The organism is Runella sp. R5_40 (assembly GCF_057652295.1).
On record NZ_JBYFCH010000008.1, the window covers coordinates 209,439 to 226,369 of the forward strand.

Here is a 16,931-nt window from a genome sequence, read left to right on the forward strand (position 1 = left end):
CAAGCGAATGATTAACGTTACCAAAACATACCTTCCCGATTTTGATGAATATGTTTCTTATTTAAAACAAATCTGGGACAATTCACAGCTGACCAACAATGGCCCCTTGGCCCAGCAGTTGGAAAAAGGACTTAAAGAATATCTTGGAGTCGAGTATTTGTCTTTTTGTGGAAACGGCACCATCGTGCTGCAAATGGCATTGAAGCTACTCGAGCCCGCTGGGGAGATTATTACGACGCCTTTTTCGTACGTAGCGACTACCAACGTTATTTTGTGGGAAAACCTCAAACCCGTTTTTGTCGATATCGACCCTGCGACCTATTGCATCAATCCCAATTTGATTGAAGCGGCTATCACCGAAAATACACGGGCGATTTTGGCCACCCACGTCTATGGCAATGCTTGTGATGTGGAAGCCATCGAGAAAATAGCCCAAAAATATAACCTCGTTGTCATTTATGATGGGGCTCATGCCTTTGGGGCTAATTATTTGGGGAAATCGCTGCTCTCTTACGGTGATTTTGCCACGTGTAGTTTCCACGCCACCAAATTGTTCCATACCGTAGAAGGGGGGGCAATTGTGACCAATACTCCTGAACGTCACGAGAAAATGCACTTGATGCGTGCTTTTGGGCACCGTGGAGATGACTATTTCTTTATGGGGGTCAACGGGAAAAACTCGGAAGTACACGCTGCAATGGGGCTTTGTAACTTGCCAATGGTGCCTCAATTGATTCAGGCACGGAAAGCTGTTTGTGATATATACACGGAGCTTCTCGACTGGAGCCGCTTGTCGGCACCTCAGTGGGCCGATGGACTAGAGCGTAACTACTCCTACTACCCAATCGTTTTTGAGTCAGAAGAAAAACTACTTCAGGTAAGAGACGTTTTGGCACAGCACGAGATTGTGCCACGTCGTTATTTTTATCCTTCGCTCAATCAGCTTCCGTTTTTAAAGGAAGCCGAAGCTTGTCCCGTGTCTGAAGATATTTCGTTGCGGGTGGTATGTTTGCCACTTCATGCCGAGCTACCTCACGAAGATGCTAGACGAATAGCTACGTTGATAAACCAACATCTGTAACTATGGCATTGCTTAGTTTAGTATGTTTCGGGGTATTCGTTGGATACATCGGACGGACAGCCGCTCAAATTTGTCGCCCGTCGCTTATCGACTGGCTCTTAACATCGTTTCTCCTTTTTGCGAGTAGTATTATTCTCACGGGATTTTGTCTATCCCCTTTACACCTTACCAGTGCTACGTGGGCTTGGGCGTTGGGGGTATTTGTACCTCCTACGTTGATTTGGGGTGTTTTTTCAAAAATAGCCCCCCAAAAAACGCCTTTTGCGCCGCTGACAATGCTGGTACATCGGTGGCACGCCGCACAACGCTGGTACGTGAGCGGTGGTGCTTACCTTCGTTTCTTATTTGGAATAATGATCCTGACCCTAGCGGTCATTGGCATCACCAACTTAATCCTTGTCTTGTTTACCGTTCCCAACGAATGGGATAGCATGACAGGCCACCTCAATCGGGCTGTGCAATACATTCAACGGGGTACGATGGCGCATTTTGGTGGAACCAACTGGAACATGGATACCTACCCTAAAAGTGTGACCACCATTCAAATTTATTCCTATTTGATGACGGGGGGCTTTGAAAACGCTTTTAAACTCATCCACCATTTATCGTACTGGATGACCATCGTGGCCGTGTTTGGCATTGCTCAACGCGTTGGGAAAAATCGCTTGAATGCGAGTTTCTTTGCGGCGTTTGCTTTTGCCATGTTTTTGGATTTTTTAATGCAAGCCATCACCACCGAAACGGACATCGTTCTGACGGCTTACTTTAGTACGCTTTTGTATTTTTTGTTCACTTACCGCATCACGCGCGAAGACCGTTATTTATACTTAGCGGCATTAGCGTTTGGGGTAGTGTATGGCCATAAAGTAACGTTTACCCTGTTGCTACCTTCGGTATTTGTGGTGATGATTTATACCGTATTTTTACAAAATGCGTGGGGAGAAAAAAAGGGGCTTAAAAAAGGCTTTTTTAATTGGGCAGCCATAGGAAAGTTGGCAGTTGCGATTCCGCTTTGTTTTTGCATTTGGACATTGCCAACGGGCTATTTAAAAAACATTGAAGTATTTGGCCACCCCATTGGCCCACCTACTTCTCTCAAACACCAGTCCATCGAGCGAGCGACTTCCAACGGAGGCTTTCGGAATTTATTTGAACAAGGTTCACGCAATGCGGTGCGCTATGCGTACGATTTTGTCAATTTAGACGGTATTCGCAATGTGGAAATAGGCCAAAAAGCCAACCGCGTTATGCGTAAGCCACTTGTTTATTTGGAAGATAAACTGAAGATGCGTTTGGATGAAACGACGGAGTTTTCAATTGTTCCATTTACGTTTGAACGCCGTTTTGAGTTTATTAATGGAAACCCTTATTGGGGCATTTTCGGTTTCGCGTTGGTGTTTCCTTTGCTATTTTTGGTGATGATTGGCCTAGTGCGCTCGCCTGCGCATTGGTTTCTGGGTATTGCGTTGCTGTTGCACTTTGCGGCCTTATCCTATTCTGCCCCTTACGACCCTTGGAAAGGACGCTATTTTCAGGAAACAGGGGTACTGGGCGTGCTGTTTTTGACGCTGTTGTTTAGCCACAAATATAGCCTCGAAAAATCGGGCTACTCGTGGGCGCTTAAAACCTACGTAGGCATCGTGACAGTACTGGGCTGTATTTCGGCCTTGTTAGCGGTGTTTTTGAACGTGCGTTGTTTGCCTTTTGACGCACTTGGGCATAAGTCGGCGTTTAAGACCGAACGGATTGAATTGATGACTTTTGCCCGTCCTGATATTACCAAAGCCTACCAAAAATTTGACCAAATGGTGCCCGACTCCGCCACGGTGGCCTTGGGTACTATCAACGATGACTTTGAATATCCGTTGTACGGTAAGCACCTTTCGCGGCGCTTGATTACCATCAATCCTTTTGAAAAAGGCGTTCAACCCATTCCGAAGGAGGCTGATTATCTGTTTTTCTCGAAAAATGTCATTCCTCCTCTTCCGACCGATATTCGTTTGGGGACAGACACCACCATGAAAGACCTGATTGTGCCAGGGGAAGATTACTACCTAAGAAAATTGAAATAAACCAACTTCTCGAAAGTTCAAAACTTTCGAGAAGTTCGCTCTCTACACCTGCGTACCTCTTTTATTCATCATTCTAAAAACGATTAATCTATGCGTCTTGCCATTATGCAACCTTATTTTATGCCGTACATCGGGTACTTACAACTGATGAATGCTGTAGATAAGTTTGTGCTGTACGATGACGTCAATTATATTAATAAAGGCTGGATCAATCGGAATCGTATCTTGGTCAACGGGCAAGAGTATTTGTTCACGATTCCGCTTAAAGAGGCCAGCCAAAATAAGCTTATCAATGAGATTTATCTTTCAAACGACCCAAAATGGAAAGGTAAATTGTTGAAAACTATCGAACAAGGTTACAAAAAAGCGCCATTTTATTTAACGGCCTTTGAGGTAACGGAAAAAATTATCAATTTCGATGCCGAGAAATTGAGCGACTGGATTGCGGCGGGTTTTGGGGTTTTGGCCGAGCACTTGTCGATTAAAACGGAAATTGTACCTAGTTCGGCGATTTACCAAAATACGCACCTGAAAGCGCAAGAACGAATTTTAGATATTTGTTTGCAAGAAAAAGCGCAGCATTACATCAATCCGATTGGTGGCACGGAGCTTTACGACAAAACGGTGTTTGAAGAAAAAGGAATTCGGCTCAATTTTATAAAATCGAAACCCGTGGGGTATGCTCAATTTAAAAATGAGTTTGTCCCTTGGTTATCAATCATTGATATTCTAATGTTCAATGAAGTAGTTGACATTCAGCAGTTTTTAAACGAATACGAACTGGTATAATCTTATGGCAAAAGTGGTCATCTTTGGTGTTCTTGACACCGCAGAACTAGCTCATTTTTATTTAACGCACGATTCCGACCACGAAGTGGTGGCATTTACGGTCAATCAAGAATACCTGAAAGAAACCGAATTTAAGGGGTTACCTATTGTGCCATTTGAGGAGGTAGAAACGTTTTACTCGCCGTCGGAGTTTAAGTTTTTTGCGCCTATGACGGGCCGAAAAATGAATAAAAATCGCGAAAAAGTCTATCTCGAAGCCAAAGCCAAAGGATATGAATTTATTACCTACATCAGCTCCAAAGCGACGTGGTTTGGCAACGAAATCGGCGAAAATTGCTTTATCCTTGAAGATAATACCATTCAGCCTTTTACAAAAATAGGCAATAATTGTGTGCTTTGGAGTGGCAACCACATTGGTCACCACGGAATTATCAAAGACCACGTATTTTTCACTTCGCACGTCGTGCTTTCGGGGCACTGTGTGGTAGAATCGTACTCGTTTTTCGGAGTAAACGCGACCATTCGTGATTATACGACCATTGCCGAAGGCACACTGGTTGCTATGTCAGCGTCTATCACCAAAAATACCGAGGCTTGGGGCGTTTATATGGGCAGTCCCGCCGAAAAAAGACCTATTCCAAGCTTTAAAGTATATTAAAAGAGCAGTCAGCGGTTAGCAGACAGTAGCTGGCAGTCAGAAATACTGACCGCTGCCTGCTAACTGCTAATGGCTGATTACTGACCGCTGAACATGGACGTTTCGATAATCATTATTCATTATAAAACGCTCAAACTAACCACCGACTGCATTCGGTCGATTTATACGCATACAAAGGGGGTTAGTTTTGAAGTGATTGTGGTTGATAACGACTCCCAAGACGGGGCAGATGCCATCATTACCAAAGAATTTCCTGATGTTCAGTGGCTGCAAATGGGCTACAACGCAGGTTTTTCAAGGGCTAATAATAAAGGCATAAGAGCTTCTAAAGGTCGTTATTATTTACTTCTGAACTCCGATACTGAGTTTTTGGATGATATTCTGACCAAGTGTGTTATGCGCCTCGATAGCCAGCCCGAAACGGCTGCTTGCGGGGGTGTACAACTATTCTCAGATGGTACGCCACGCCCTTTTTACCGCAGTCTCGCTATATTCAAACGGACTTTATACGTGATGCCGCCTGGGCGTATTTTTCAACGTGTTCTCGAAAAACTCATCCCCGAAACGCATTACGACGACCCCGACCAAGTGGATTGGGTACCTGCGGCTTTTTTGTTGGTAAAACGAGAAGTAGTAGCGAAAGCGGGTTTGTTGGATGAGGACTTCTTTTTATACGGCGAGGATGTCGAATGGAACTGCCGTTTGGGGCGGGTCGGGAAGCTGAAAGTGTTTGAAGACTGTGGGTATATTCACCACGAATGGGGGAGCAACCCCAAACGGAAAGAGGTATTGATTACGATTATCAATCGTTTTTATCCTCAAATCCAGCTTTCCAACTTGGTGTGGATACGTAAAGAGTTTGGAATTGGTCGTTTTTTGGGACTAATGCTCAATTATTACTTGATGATTCCCATTTATTTTGGTTGGAAAATAACCCTCAACGTCTCTAAGTTTCGCAATCCGTTTGGAGAATTGGAGCAACAAAAAGACTTTACCCGTAAAGTGTGGTTGTTTTCTACCTATTTTTGGAAAATCATTCGTAACAAACCCTATTTCTACAAGCTCGACCCAAAGAGCCACGTCTAAGGCATGAAGATTTTATTTTTTACACCGACAGGAGCGCGGACGGGTTCAGAGATGGTTCTTTGGTACATGATTAAACACCTTTCGGGGAGTGACATCAAAACCGCTGTTTACTCGCGCCAAGCGGGGGAATTGTTTGCCAAACACTCCCCTGCCGATGCTACCTATCTCCATAAATTTCACCGTGGGCTACCATATTATTCTGTAGAGGCAGTCTATCACAAAATCGTCGGACTTACGCCCGAGGAGAGTTATATCAAACGGATTCATAACGAATTTAAGCCTGATTTGTGGTATTTTAACACCATGACCATGCCGCAGTTTGCCAAACTTGCGCGCAAGCTTAACGTACCTTATGTAGTGCACGTACACGAGTTGTGGGAAACGTACGACATGGTGCGCGCTGATTCGTTTTCGGAGATGCTTACCCATGCCAAAGCGTCGATTGGGTGCTCTAGCGTGGTAGCAGAGCAATTGGAACGAATGGGTACACCCAACGTAAAATTGCTACACTCCTTTATTGATACCGAAAAAATCACCCTCAAAAAAGACCCTGCCGTACTAAGAAAAGAACTTGGTTTGCCAAGCGATGCTTTTGTGTGGTTGATGTCAGGAACGATGTGTATGCGCAAGGGATACGACATGATTCCTGATATTTTGGCACAATTGCCCAAAAACGCGTACATCGTGTGGTTGGGAAGCAAGAGTGATTACGGAATTTCGTACTACCTCGAACAGCGCGTACAGCGTGAAGGTTTAAATTTTCTGGCCTTAGGCTCAAAAGGAGGACAGGATTATTACGATTACCTCAATATCTGCGATGGCTTTGTGCTTACTTCCCGCGAAGACCCTTTTCCGTTGGTGATGATAGAGTCGGCGTACCTGCAAAAACCCGTCGTTGGGTTTAACTCAGGAGGAATCAGCGAGTTCGTGCAAAAAGGAATGGGTGCAGTGGCTCCCGCCTTTGACATTCCGAAACTAGCTCAAATCATGCAAGATGTGATGAATGGCCAACTGTCTATCAACAAAGAAACTTTACGCAATCGGGCGATGGAGTTTGATATTCATAACCAGCTCAATCATTGGAAACAGTTTTTTGCGACACTTTAAACGATATGTTTTTTGCCTTCCTTTACCTTCCCGAAAGTTCAAAACTTTCGGGAAGGTAAAAACTTTCGGGAAGATATTAGTTAGCTTTAACCGATGAAAAAAAATCTCTTTATAAGCCACGATGCAAACCGAGCAGGGGGGCAGATTGTCTTGTTGCAGTTGCTACGACAATTGAAGCAACAGGGACTTCCTATGCACTTATTGCTTTGTAGCGACGGCCCATTGGAAGAGGAGTTTCGGGAAGTCGTGCCCACTACGCGCTTGCCTCGTTTGGGAGACATTCATTTTTCCCCTTTCGTAACGAAAGTATTACGCTTGGTTGGCTGGGAAGAACGCATGAAGCATCGAGTATTGGCCAAGCGTTGGGCGCAGTTTCGGGCCGAGATGGAAGCCCAGGATTTCGGATTGATTTTTGCCAATACCATTGCGGCGGCCGCTGCTTATCGGCACCTGAGTTTTTTATCCGCGCCTACTGTCTTGTTTGCGCACGAATTGGAAATGTCCATCAAAAAATACAGCCATCCCGACGATATGGCGCATTTGATGGCGAACGCCAATCACCTGATTGTTGTGTCGAAAGCCGTTGCTAATTATTTCAAAGCTACCTATCAATACCCCGATGCTCAGATTAGCACGTTTCAAATTATAGACATTCCATTAATTCTTCAACGAATAGAAGAAGGCCGAAAAACGGACATTCGGAAAGTATTGGGCGTTCCTACCGACGCGGTACTTATAGGCGGGTGTGGCCATGCCGAATGGCGAAAAGGCAATGACGTCTTTATGATGGTAGCCCAGCAAGTGATTCAGCATTTTGGTGAGCGTCCTGTGTATTTTGTGTGGGTAGGGATGCGCGAAGATTCGGAATGGTACGAAGTGCAGCGCTTTGACGCCGAACGCATGGGGTTGTCGGAACGCATCGTTCACGTTGGGCTCACGTCGGAAGTATTCCAGTATTTGAGCCAATTCGAGGTATTTACGCTAACCTCCCGCGAAGACCCGTACCCGTTAGTGGTATTGGAAACGGCTTTAGCCGAACGCCCCATTGTGTGTTTTGAAAAAAGCGGTGGGGCCCCCGAATTGGTAGAAGAAGATGCAGGCTTTGTGGTGCCTTATTTGGACGTAGCTGCGATGAGCAAAGCCGTCATTACGCTCATTGAGAACCCCGATTTACGCCGTCAGCAAGGCAAACGTGGCAAAGAAAAGGTATTGGAACGGCACGCGACCGACGCCAGCGTTGCCAAAGTAGTAGAAACCATTCGCCGCTTAAACCCCTAACATTTGTGGATTAGACCACGGAATAGTTGGCATTTACCCGTGTAGGTCAGATATTTGCACATTGATTAGCACGATAGCACCCAAACAATGACATTAGCTTTTACGCTGTGTTCGATTAACTACTTGGCTCAGGCACGTACCTTGGGCGATTCGTTAAAAAGAACCAACCCTCATATTCGTTTTATCATCGGATTGGTCGATCGCTTGGACGTAGCCCAAGTACCAGAAGATAAACTCCCTGATTTTGAGTTGTTAGAGTTGCATCGCATAGGCATCGATGGCCTAGACCAAATGTGTGAGCACTACAACATTACTGAGCTTAACACGGCTGTAAAACCTTATTTTATCCGCTATTTTTTTGAAAAGGTGCCGCAGGTGCGAAATGTGATTTATTTCGACCCCGATATTATTGTTTATCAGCCGTTGACGCAGCTCGAAAATTTGCTCGAAGCCAATGATATTGTGGTGACACCTCACCTTGCCACGCCCATCGACGACCAACTGACGCCGAACGAACTTCACCACCTTAATACGGGTGTGTATAATCTTGGTTTTATCGCTTTACACAAAAGCATTGAAGCGGTGGAGTTTGTGAAATGGTGGGAAGAAAAGCTTTTCGATGAATGTAAAATTGACCTTTGCAAGGGTCTCTTTGTGGATCAAAATTGGGTCAACTTCGCTCCCGTTTTTTGGAATAATATCCACGTCGAAAAGCACCCAGGATGGAATGCTGCCTACTGGAACATGCACGAACGGCGTTTCTCCCAGCACGAAGGCCAGCATTGGGTGAATTACAACCAGCCCGTGGTGTTTTTTCATTACAGTGGTTATGACCCTGCCAAGCCGAGTGTGGTATCAAAATACCAAGACCGTTTTGATTTTCAAAAACGTCCTGATTTGAACCCTTTGTTTGACTACTATCGGGAAGAATTACTCCGAAATCACAACGCGTATTATCGCCAGTTTCCTTGTTTTTATATCAAAAAAGAACCTGTCTATAAATACCAGCGCGTCCGTCAGTTGCTGATTAAACCGCTGGAAGCCGCTTTGCGATTGTTGAGCTAAGACTTTCCAAGTTTAACTTACGGTAGAAAAAGAAACTTGGAAAGTCTCGAAGAAGCAACCTTCCCGAAAGTTCAAAACTTTCGGGAAGGTTCAGAAAAGAAACTTGGAAAGTCTCGAAGAAGTAACCTTTCCGCAGTTCAAAACTTTCGGGAAGATTCCGAAAAGGAACTGGCTACGTCTCAAAAAAGTGACCTTCCCGAAAGTTCAAAACTTTCGAGAAGATTCTATAAAATACCTGTTGAATCAAAACTCGTCTGTTCGATTGAAAACGATTGTTTTTACTGTTTGTACTCCCGACCAATATCCTTTTGTGAAAGTACTGGCCGAAAGCCTTCCAGCTGGTGTTTCTTTTAACATTGGAACCGTCGCAGGAACGTTGGAAAAGGGAGTTTCATTCGCTGACTTGGGCCATAGCGAAGTAGCATCGATGCAGCAACGCTATGATACTACAGCACTTGCCGCAGCGAGTAAACCTTTTTTTGCCGACTATTTTTTGCAAAAAGAGCAAGCAGACGCAATTGTTTATTTTGATCCAACCATCTGGTGGTTAGGAGATTGGGCAGAGATAGAAACCCAGTTGCAAAACAATGATGTGGTGTTGACACCGCGTTTGACGCGCACCTTTGGGCAATCTTCGTACGGGGATGAAAAGCTGTTTTTGAACACAGGCATGTACGATGCAGGTTTCTGGGCCATGAAAGCGACGGATAACACGCGGAAATTGTTAAAATGGTGGCAAGAACGCTTGACCGACCGCGCCTATTTCGATGTGTGCAACGGCATGAACCACGACCAGCTTTGGCTTAATTATATCCCCATTTATTTTGATAACGTTACGTTAAACAAAAACCTAGGTTGGAATGTTGCTTTGCACAACCTGCACGAACGAATCGTCACTTCGACGCCCAACGGCTGGCGAGTGAACCAAGAAACGCCATTGGCATTTTTTAATTTTAGAGAAAGCCTTTCCAATAACATTGTCAACCAGTATGTGGGAGCATTGGCGTTGCAAAAAACGTATCTCCAGCGCGTTCAATCGCACGGAGGTGTGCCAGCGGCGCCTTTTTCGGTGCGGACTCAGCTTCGCCCAACGGTGCCTGGGTGGAAACAATCGCTCCGACAACGTATTCAATCCGTGATTGATTCAATCCGGTACTTTCCACTTTACCATAAAATCCACCAGTAACTCAAACTGTTAACCCTTTTTTTGTACTTTTGCGGGAAATCTCCGCAAAATGCGGTTCGTTTTTTATCGGTAATGCGTACTGCATGAAAATTTTATATGACCACCAGACTTTCACTGGCTCCCAGTATGGAGGTATTTCGCGGTATTTCTTTGAGTTGATGAACGCTTTTTGGGAACGAAAAGATGTTGATTTTGAGCTCTCTTTGAAGTTTTCTAACAATGAATACTTACGCAATGTGCCCTATGCTCACCCTTGGGGCTACGCACGTTTGGCAAATAATTTCAGGGCTAATCAAGCCTTTTCGCTGGTTAACCGTCTTTGCAGTTCTACCAAGCTAAACGCGGGCGATTTTGATATTTTTCACCCTACTTACTATCATTCCTATTTTTTGGATAAAATAGGGAAAAAGCCGCTGGTTATTACGTTTCATGATGCACTAAGTGAAAAGTACGGAAAGCAATTTCCTGTGCTTGGTGAAGGTCTTACCGAATTAAAACAACGCTTGCTGACGCGTGCGGATGTGGTTATTTCGGTTTCGGAAGCGACCAAACGTAGTATTTTAGAGTATTTCAGCATCGACGAAGCCAAAGTCAAGGTCGTACCGTTGGGGAATTATTTTGAACGGCCCACGGCCAATCATTCGCTGGCACTGACCTTGCCCGATCGCTTTGTCCTTTTTGTAGGTAAACGCGATTTTTACAAAAACTTCGACAGCTTCTTTGAATCGGTGGCGCCATTGTTAAAAAACGACAAGGATTTACACCTTATCTGTGCGGGAGGAGGAGGGTTTTCTCCCGAAGAAAAACAAGCGATTGCGGAGCAGGGATTGCAAAGTCGCGTGATTTACCAACCGATTATCGACGACATGACCTTGATTCAGCTGTACGAAGAAGCGCAGGTATTTGTGTTTCCGTCGTTGATGGAAGGGTTTGGGCTTCCCATTTTGGAAGCCATGAGTTGCGGTTGCCCCGTAGCTGCTACCACTGGGACATCATTTGATGAAATTGCCCAAGATGCGGCAGTTTACTTTGAAGCTGAAAACAAGGAGTCGATTCGAGCGGCGGTAGAAAAGGTGGTTTATGATGAAACCCTCCAGCAAACCATGCGTCAGCGGGGCTATGAGCGTGTGCCATTGTTCAGGGCCGAAACCACCGCCCAAAAAACATTAGAAGTATATAAAGCATTGGTATAACGCATGATGACAATTCCCGAACGTACGCTTATTTACGACCGAGACATCAGCGGGCACCATTTGGACTATTTACAGTTTTTGGTAGAATACCTCAAAAAAATGCCCGAAACGGTTCGTAGTCAATTTGTATTTGTGCTCCACGAAGGAGCCAAAGTGCGATTTGGTAAAGACGAGAAGTACGTCCAGTTTCGTTATATTCCAGAGAAACAATTAGAGGCATTCATGGCGCTAACGAGCGTATTGCGTCGTGCTTCTGCCGAAATGAATTACCTGACGGGTTTGGTCAACGAATACAACGCCAATCGCATTATTTTTATGCACATCGACGCATTTCAGTACGAGGTAGGTCGTGGGGCAATTCGGCGATTGGGGGTTAAATTGTCAGGCTTGCTGTTTTTGCCTTTTCGTAAGCACTACGAAGATGGTTCGACCTTCAAAGCAAAAGTGCGCCGCGACTTGCGTGGGTTACGAAAAGGATTGCAAATCAATTGGATGTTGCGTAATCCGAATTTGGAGAAAATCTTTTTACTAAATGATAAACAAGGGGTAAAAGAATACAACCAACGTTTTGGGCAACGCTTCGATTTTTTGCCTGACCCCATCGAAGTGGGGCAAATGGCGGAGCAATCGGTCGAAACCCTCAAAAACGAGTACGGAGTGGAGGCTGGCCGTCGTGTGTTTTTGATTTACGGGCATTTATCAGCCCGAAAAAATGTACCGCACATTCTTGAAGGACTAAAGCAAATTCCTGCTGAAGAGCGTCAAAAAATGTGTTTTTTGATATGCGGTGAGCCAGAAAAAGGGTATGAGAATACCTTGTTTACGGCCATCCAAGAAGCCGAAAAAAAGTACCCCGAAATTCAATTTGTAAAGCATTTTCGGTTTTTTGACCCGCACAGTACCAACGAAGTGTTTAAAATCGTGGATGTGGTCTTGGTACCTTACATCAATTTTTATAGTTCGAGTAATATTTTAGGATTAGCAGCTAAGTACAGCAAGCCTTTGATTGCCTCCAATCTGGGGGTCATGGAAGGTTTGGTGACACACTATAAACTGGGGGTAACAGTCCCTCCGCACCGCCCCGAAGCCATAGGGGAGGCGATGTATCGTTATTTACACCTAAATCAGATTGACATAGACGGTAAGCCCTATCTGCAAGACCATTCTGCGGAGGTTTTCTGTCAGAAGTTATTATTTTAATGAAGACAAATAGGAATGTTTTCCTTCTGGCAACGGCCTCGCTGGTGTTGCTGTGGGTTGTGTTGGAGCTGATGGGCCGCGTAGCCCTCGCCGTGGTGATGAAGTATCCTTTCTGGAAACCTACCGATAAGTTCTATCCCGAACTGGTCAAGATTCAGAAAGAAAACATTTCGCAACAAGACGACACGTTCGACTTGTTGATTTTGGGTGGTTCGGCGGTGAGTTTAGAGTTTGGACTACCGATTAATAAAACGCTGGATTCGTTGTTGAAACAGACGGCAAACGGTCGGAAAGTTCGCATTTTCAACGCCGCGACTCCAGCACATACCTCGTTGGATAACCTCAATAAGTACCGAATGTTGGGTAAACAGCGGTTCGATTTGGTGATTTACTACGAGGCCATCAACGAGACGCGTGCCAACAATATTCCGAGCCAACTTTTTTCGGACGATTATCGGCACGTGATGTGGTATTATGATTTGGCAATCATCAAACAACACCCCGAGGTCAACTGGACGGTGTTGCCGTTTATTACCCATAAAGGGTTTAACTTGTTGGTAGATAAGTTAAAAGGAAAGAAATTTTTAGAATTAAATACGGTCAATCCAGACTTAGTTCAATACGGCAAAGAGATAAAAACGGGGAAGCCTTATCAAGCTAATATTGAACAAATTATATTGGAGGCACGTAAAAGAAGCGAAAAACTGGTGTTGATGACCTATGCTTTGTATGTGCCACCAAGCGTGATTGGGAACGGTGGATACACCGACTACCGCGATTTTGCCAAGTGCCCTTACCCATCGCCCTTGTGGCTTTGGGGCGACCCTGTCAATGTTGATACGGGAGTCAAGGCGCACAATGCCATTTTGCGGAAGTTGGCAGCCCAGTATGGTACCTATTTTGTGGATATGGACCAGCTTTTACCCCGTCAAAAGGACTATTATTGTGATTTGTGCCATTTGACTGAAAAAGGAGGAAGTGAGTTTGCGACGTTGGTAGTTCAGTATTTGTCCAAAGAGCAGTTGATTCCGATGGCGGTGAATCAATGAATTAAAAACCAAAATTTCACTTTGAAATACAAAGTGAATAATTTTACTTTGTAACACAAAGTAGAAAAGGACGATATTGGAACCATGCATCAACGACTAGCAACACTGGACACATTTAGGGGAGTGGCAGCACTGGCAGTGGTGCTTTTTCACCTGACATTGCACCAGTACGATGCTCCTTTTCACTTGAATTGGGGCGCAACGGGCGTCGATTTGTTTTTTATTATCAGTGGTTTTGTCATTTTTTTGACCCTCAACAAAACCCAAAGTGTGCTTGATTTTGTAGTGGCTCGGTTTTCACGATTGTACCCTGTGTATTGGGCCGCAGTAACCCTCACGGCACTTTTTATGGCCATTGGGAGCTGGTTAGGGTACAGTCAAATCAGCTTGGGGGAATACATTGCCAACATGACGATGTTCCAATATTACTTCGGTATCAGGGACTTAGATGGGTCGTATTGGACATTGATTGTCGAAATGCTTTTTTATGGCGTCATGCTTTTAGGGCTTTGGCTCAATCAGCTAGGACGATTGGAGTGGTATGGATTGGGGCTGGTAATGGTTCAAATTATCCTCCACGGATGGGTGCGGGTGGCAGCTCCCAGTGTTTATGAAGTCATATTGAAAGGGTTTCCGTTAATGAACCATTTTCAGCTTTTCTGGGCGGGTATCTTGTTTTACAAAATGTTCACCCAAGGATATGACAGATGGAGGTTAGTTGGAATAGCAATTGCCTACGGAGTTACGCTATATTTGTACGATAAAACGGGACGTAGCAACCTATTTCTGAGTTTTTGGGAATATAGTGTTACTACCACGGTTTATTTTGTACTCTTTTTCTTGTTTGTGAGTCATAAGTTAGAGTGGATTAATAACCGCGTCACGCTTTACTTAGGAACAATTTCATACAGTCTGTACGTGATTCACCATTATTTTACGGTAGGGGTAATCACAGTATTAAAAGATAAATTTGGGTGGTCGTTTATACAAGCGAGCACCGTAGCTTTGGCCGCAGCGTTCGTGTTGGCTACGGCCATTACCTATTTTATTGAAAAGCCTTCGTTGCAGTACTTACGTGTGTGGTACAAAAACAGAAAGGCATCGTATCAAACACTTTAATAGTAGTTACTTGTGAATCAAAAGCTTAGTGTCATCATTCCAGCCTACAACGAAGAAAAAACGATTCAAACGGTATTGAAGGCTGTTGCATCTGTAGAGTTGATTGGAGGTTTTGAAAAAGAAATAATTGTGGTCAATGACTGTTCAAAAGACGGTACTGAAGCCCAGATTTTGGCGTTTAAGGCCAACAATCCACAGGTAGAATTGGCCTACTTCAAACACGAGGTAAACCAAGGAAAAGGCGCGGCACTGCATACAGGAATTCGCCGAGCTACTGGAACGTACTTGGTGATTCAGGATGCGGACTTAGAGTATGACCCTCAGGAGTTCAATATTTTGCTCCAGCCCATCGTGGACGGCCACGCAGATGTGGTTTTTGGGTCGCGTTTTATGGGTGGAAAAGCGCACCGAATTTTGTTTTTCTGGCATTCCATCGGAAACAAAATTTTGACGTTTGGAAGCAATATGTTTAGCAACCTCAACCTGACCGATATGGAAACCTGCTACAAGCTGTTCCGTACCGATATGATTCAGGGGTTATCTTTAGAGGAAAAACGCTTTGGTTTTGAACCAGAAGTCACGGCCAAGATTTCGCGCATTCCCAACATCCGTATTTATGAAGTAGGAGTTTCGTATTACGGAAGAACGTATGCCGAAGGCAAAAAAATTAACTGGAAAGACGGCTTTAGGGCGATTTACTGTATTTTGAGATACGGCTTGTTTAAATAACAACAGCTATGTTAGACGATTTTAAATACTACCGTCAGGCACTAGGAGTAAACATGCTCTGGAATTCTTACCCCATCGTATTCATCCTTCGTGATGGGTTTGGGGTGGGGCCTAGTGGGAGTACCTTTACCATTTTATATTGGGGGCTAGGCTTATTGCTACTGATGCCTATCAATATCTTTCGTACTATTTATTTGCCCAATCGAATGCTTTTTGCATGTTGGTTTGGGTTTATTGTATTGGGGTGGTTGTATTGGAAATACTATCCAAGTATCAATGGCGAGCCCGAAAGACTCCGCGAAACTCTGACGTACATTATCCCGCTGCTTTTTTTGTTTGCCTCCATGTACTATCCCAATAATAAAGTCCATATCATTCTGATTGTCATGGTCTTTTATTCGTTGTTGGCAAGTACGGGGCTTTTGTACAGCCTCACGCGTGACCCGCACTGGACTTTTGGAGAACGGGCCGCGATTAAGTTTGCCGCAAATACCCAAAATAGTAACCCGCACGCCTATGCCAACAATGCCCTTTGTGGGATTCTGGCATCGTTTATTGTGGCTGCTCGTATGAGGAGTGTCTTGGTTAAAATATTCTATTATTTGGTCGCTATCTTTTCGGTGGGTGTATTGATTTTGGCTCGTACGAACACCAGTTTGATTGCCCTTGGTGTGATGGCCGTTATTTATTTGACCTTTCACGGGAAAAGCGTAATAAAATCGGTATTTCAGATGCGAACGCTGGGTTTAGTCGCAGCCGTTTATGGAATTGTGGCGTTGTTGCTATCTCAGTTTGCCTTTGCTTCCTATGCCCTAGAGGTATATTTACAGGCATTTATTACGCGTTTTGGGAAGGTGATTTATACCGTTACGGGGGTTGAAGTAGATCAAAAATCAGCAGAAATTGATTATTCGTCTGTCAACCGTGTGTATAGTTTTAAATACGTATTTGAGGAGTTTTTGGGCGAAGGCTCTATCGGTCTTATTTTATTTGGCGAGGGCTATAAATCTCAGTTCTTTGATGTGCCAGCGCTCGAAGCCCTCGTAAATCAGGGTGTTTTAGGGTTTATTCTCTTCAATAGCTTCTTCTTTGTAATGGGCATTATTGCGGTACAGCAATTCTTTAAACCTGCCAACGACCTTTCGTTGTTCATGGCCTATTTTTCCATTATCGTCCTAATCGCGTTATTTTCGGGAGCTCGCCCCATCGACTTGAGTATGTGGTTGGTTTATGTATTTTACATCCGATTCTTCGGAATTTATTCAAGCGATTCTTCCATCAAACCCCTTCAACCCCAACCTGCTTAAGGTAGCGTTTTG

General features: G+C 44.4%; 15 protein-coding genes. All 15 read left to right on the plus strand.

Going from position 1 to position 16,931, the window contains the following annotated elements:
• Positions 1 to 7 precede the first annotated feature (7 nt).
• The 15 genes from AC23N5_RS16565 (at position 8) to AC23N5_RS16635 (ending at position 16,919) form a co-directional block, all read left to right on the plus strand.
• Positions 8 to 1,081: a DegT/DnrJ/EryC1/StrS family aminotransferase gene (locus AC23N5_RS16565; protein WP_122933201.1), complete on the plus strand. Its 1,074-nt coding sequence runs from the start codon at positions 8 to 10 to the stop codon at positions 1,079 to 1,081.
• A gap of 2 nt (positions 1,082 to 1,083) precedes the next feature.
• Complete coding sequence (locus tag AC23N5_RS16570) at positions 1,084 to 3,153, plus strand: glycosyltransferase family 39 protein (protein ID WP_487756432.1); 2,070 nt, start codon at positions 1,084 to 1,086, stop codon at positions 3,151 to 3,153.
• Positions 3,154 to 3,243: 90 nt separating this feature from the next.
• The gene (locus AC23N5_RS16575; protein ID WP_183974855.1) at positions 3,244 to 3,942 is read left to right on the plus strand and encodes a WbqC family protein; all 699 of its coding nucleotides are present in this window, start codon (positions 3,244 to 3,246) and stop codon (positions 3,940 to 3,942) included.
• Between the two features lie 4 nt (positions 3,943 to 3,946).
• Positions 3,947 to 4,600: an acetyltransferase gene (locus tag AC23N5_RS16580; protein WP_028523116.1), complete on the plus strand. Its 654-nt coding sequence runs from the start codon at positions 3,947 to 3,949 to the stop codon at positions 4,598 to 4,600.
• A 93-nt stretch (positions 4,601 to 4,693) separates the two neighbouring features.
• Entirely contained in the window at positions 4,694 to 5,686 is a 993-nt protein-coding gene (locus AC23N5_RS16585) for a glycosyltransferase family 2 protein (RefSeq protein WP_487756433.1), read from the plus strand.
• 3 nt (positions 5,687 to 5,689) lie between these two features.
• Positions 5,690 to 6,793, plus strand: coding sequence for a glycosyltransferase (locus tag AC23N5_RS16590; protein WP_487756434.1), 1,104 nt, complete (start codon positions 5,690 to 5,692; stop codon positions 6,791 to 6,793).
• Between the two features lie 93 nt (positions 6,794 to 6,886).
• On the plus strand, positions 6,887 to 8,071 hold the full coding sequence (locus AC23N5_RS16595; RefSeq protein WP_487756435.1) for a glycosyltransferase family 4 protein: 1,185 nt from the start codon (positions 6,887 to 6,889) through the stop codon (positions 8,069 to 8,071).
• Positions 8,072 to 8,158: 87 nt separating this feature from the next.
• On the plus strand, positions 8,159 to 9,136 hold the full coding sequence (locus tag AC23N5_RS16600; protein WP_487756436.1) for a glycosyltransferase family protein: 978 nt from the start codon (positions 8,159 to 8,161) through the stop codon (positions 9,134 to 9,136).
• Between the two features lie 262 nt (positions 9,137 to 9,398).
• A complete protein-coding gene (locus AC23N5_RS16605) occupies positions 9,399 to 10,322 on the plus strand; it encodes a hypothetical protein (protein ID WP_487756437.1) in 924 nt (307 codons plus the stop codon).
• An 83-nt stretch (positions 10,323 to 10,405) separates the two neighbouring features.
• On the plus strand, positions 10,406 to 11,515 hold the full coding sequence (locus tag AC23N5_RS16610; protein ID WP_487756438.1) for a glycosyltransferase family 4 protein: 1,110 nt from the start codon (positions 10,406 to 10,408) through the stop codon (positions 11,513 to 11,515).
• A 3-nt stretch (positions 11,516 to 11,518) separates the two neighbouring features.
• A complete protein-coding gene (locus AC23N5_RS16615; RefSeq protein WP_487756439.1) occupies positions 11,519 to 12,715 on the plus strand; it encodes a glycosyltransferase in 1,197 nt (398 codons plus the stop codon).
• Positions 12,715 to 13,764 (plus strand): SGNH/GDSL hydrolase family protein, encoded by a 1,050-nt coding sequence (locus tag AC23N5_RS16620; protein ID WP_487756440.1) that lies wholly within the window; start codon positions 12,715 to 12,717, stop codon positions 13,762 to 13,764. The genes AC23N5_RS16615 and AC23N5_RS16620 overlap by 1 nt, the downstream gene beginning before the upstream one ends.
• Positions 13,765 to 13,848: 84 nt before the next feature.
• Entirely contained in the window at positions 13,849 to 14,883 is a 1,035-nt protein-coding gene (locus tag AC23N5_RS16625; protein ID WP_487756441.1) for an acyltransferase family protein, read from the plus strand.
• 12 nt (positions 14,884 to 14,895) lie between these two features.
• On the plus strand, positions 14,896 to 15,612 hold the full coding sequence (locus AC23N5_RS16630; RefSeq protein ID WP_028523106.1) for a glycosyltransferase family 2 protein: 717 nt from the start codon (positions 14,896 to 14,898) through the stop codon (positions 15,610 to 15,612).
• Positions 15,613 to 15,620: 8 nt separating this feature from the next.
• Positions 15,621 to 16,919: a hypothetical protein gene (locus AC23N5_RS16635; RefSeq protein ID WP_487756442.1), complete on the plus strand. Its 1,299-nt coding sequence runs from the start codon at positions 15,621 to 15,623 to the stop codon at positions 16,917 to 16,919.
• Positions 16,920 to 16,931: the final 12 nt, after the last annotated feature.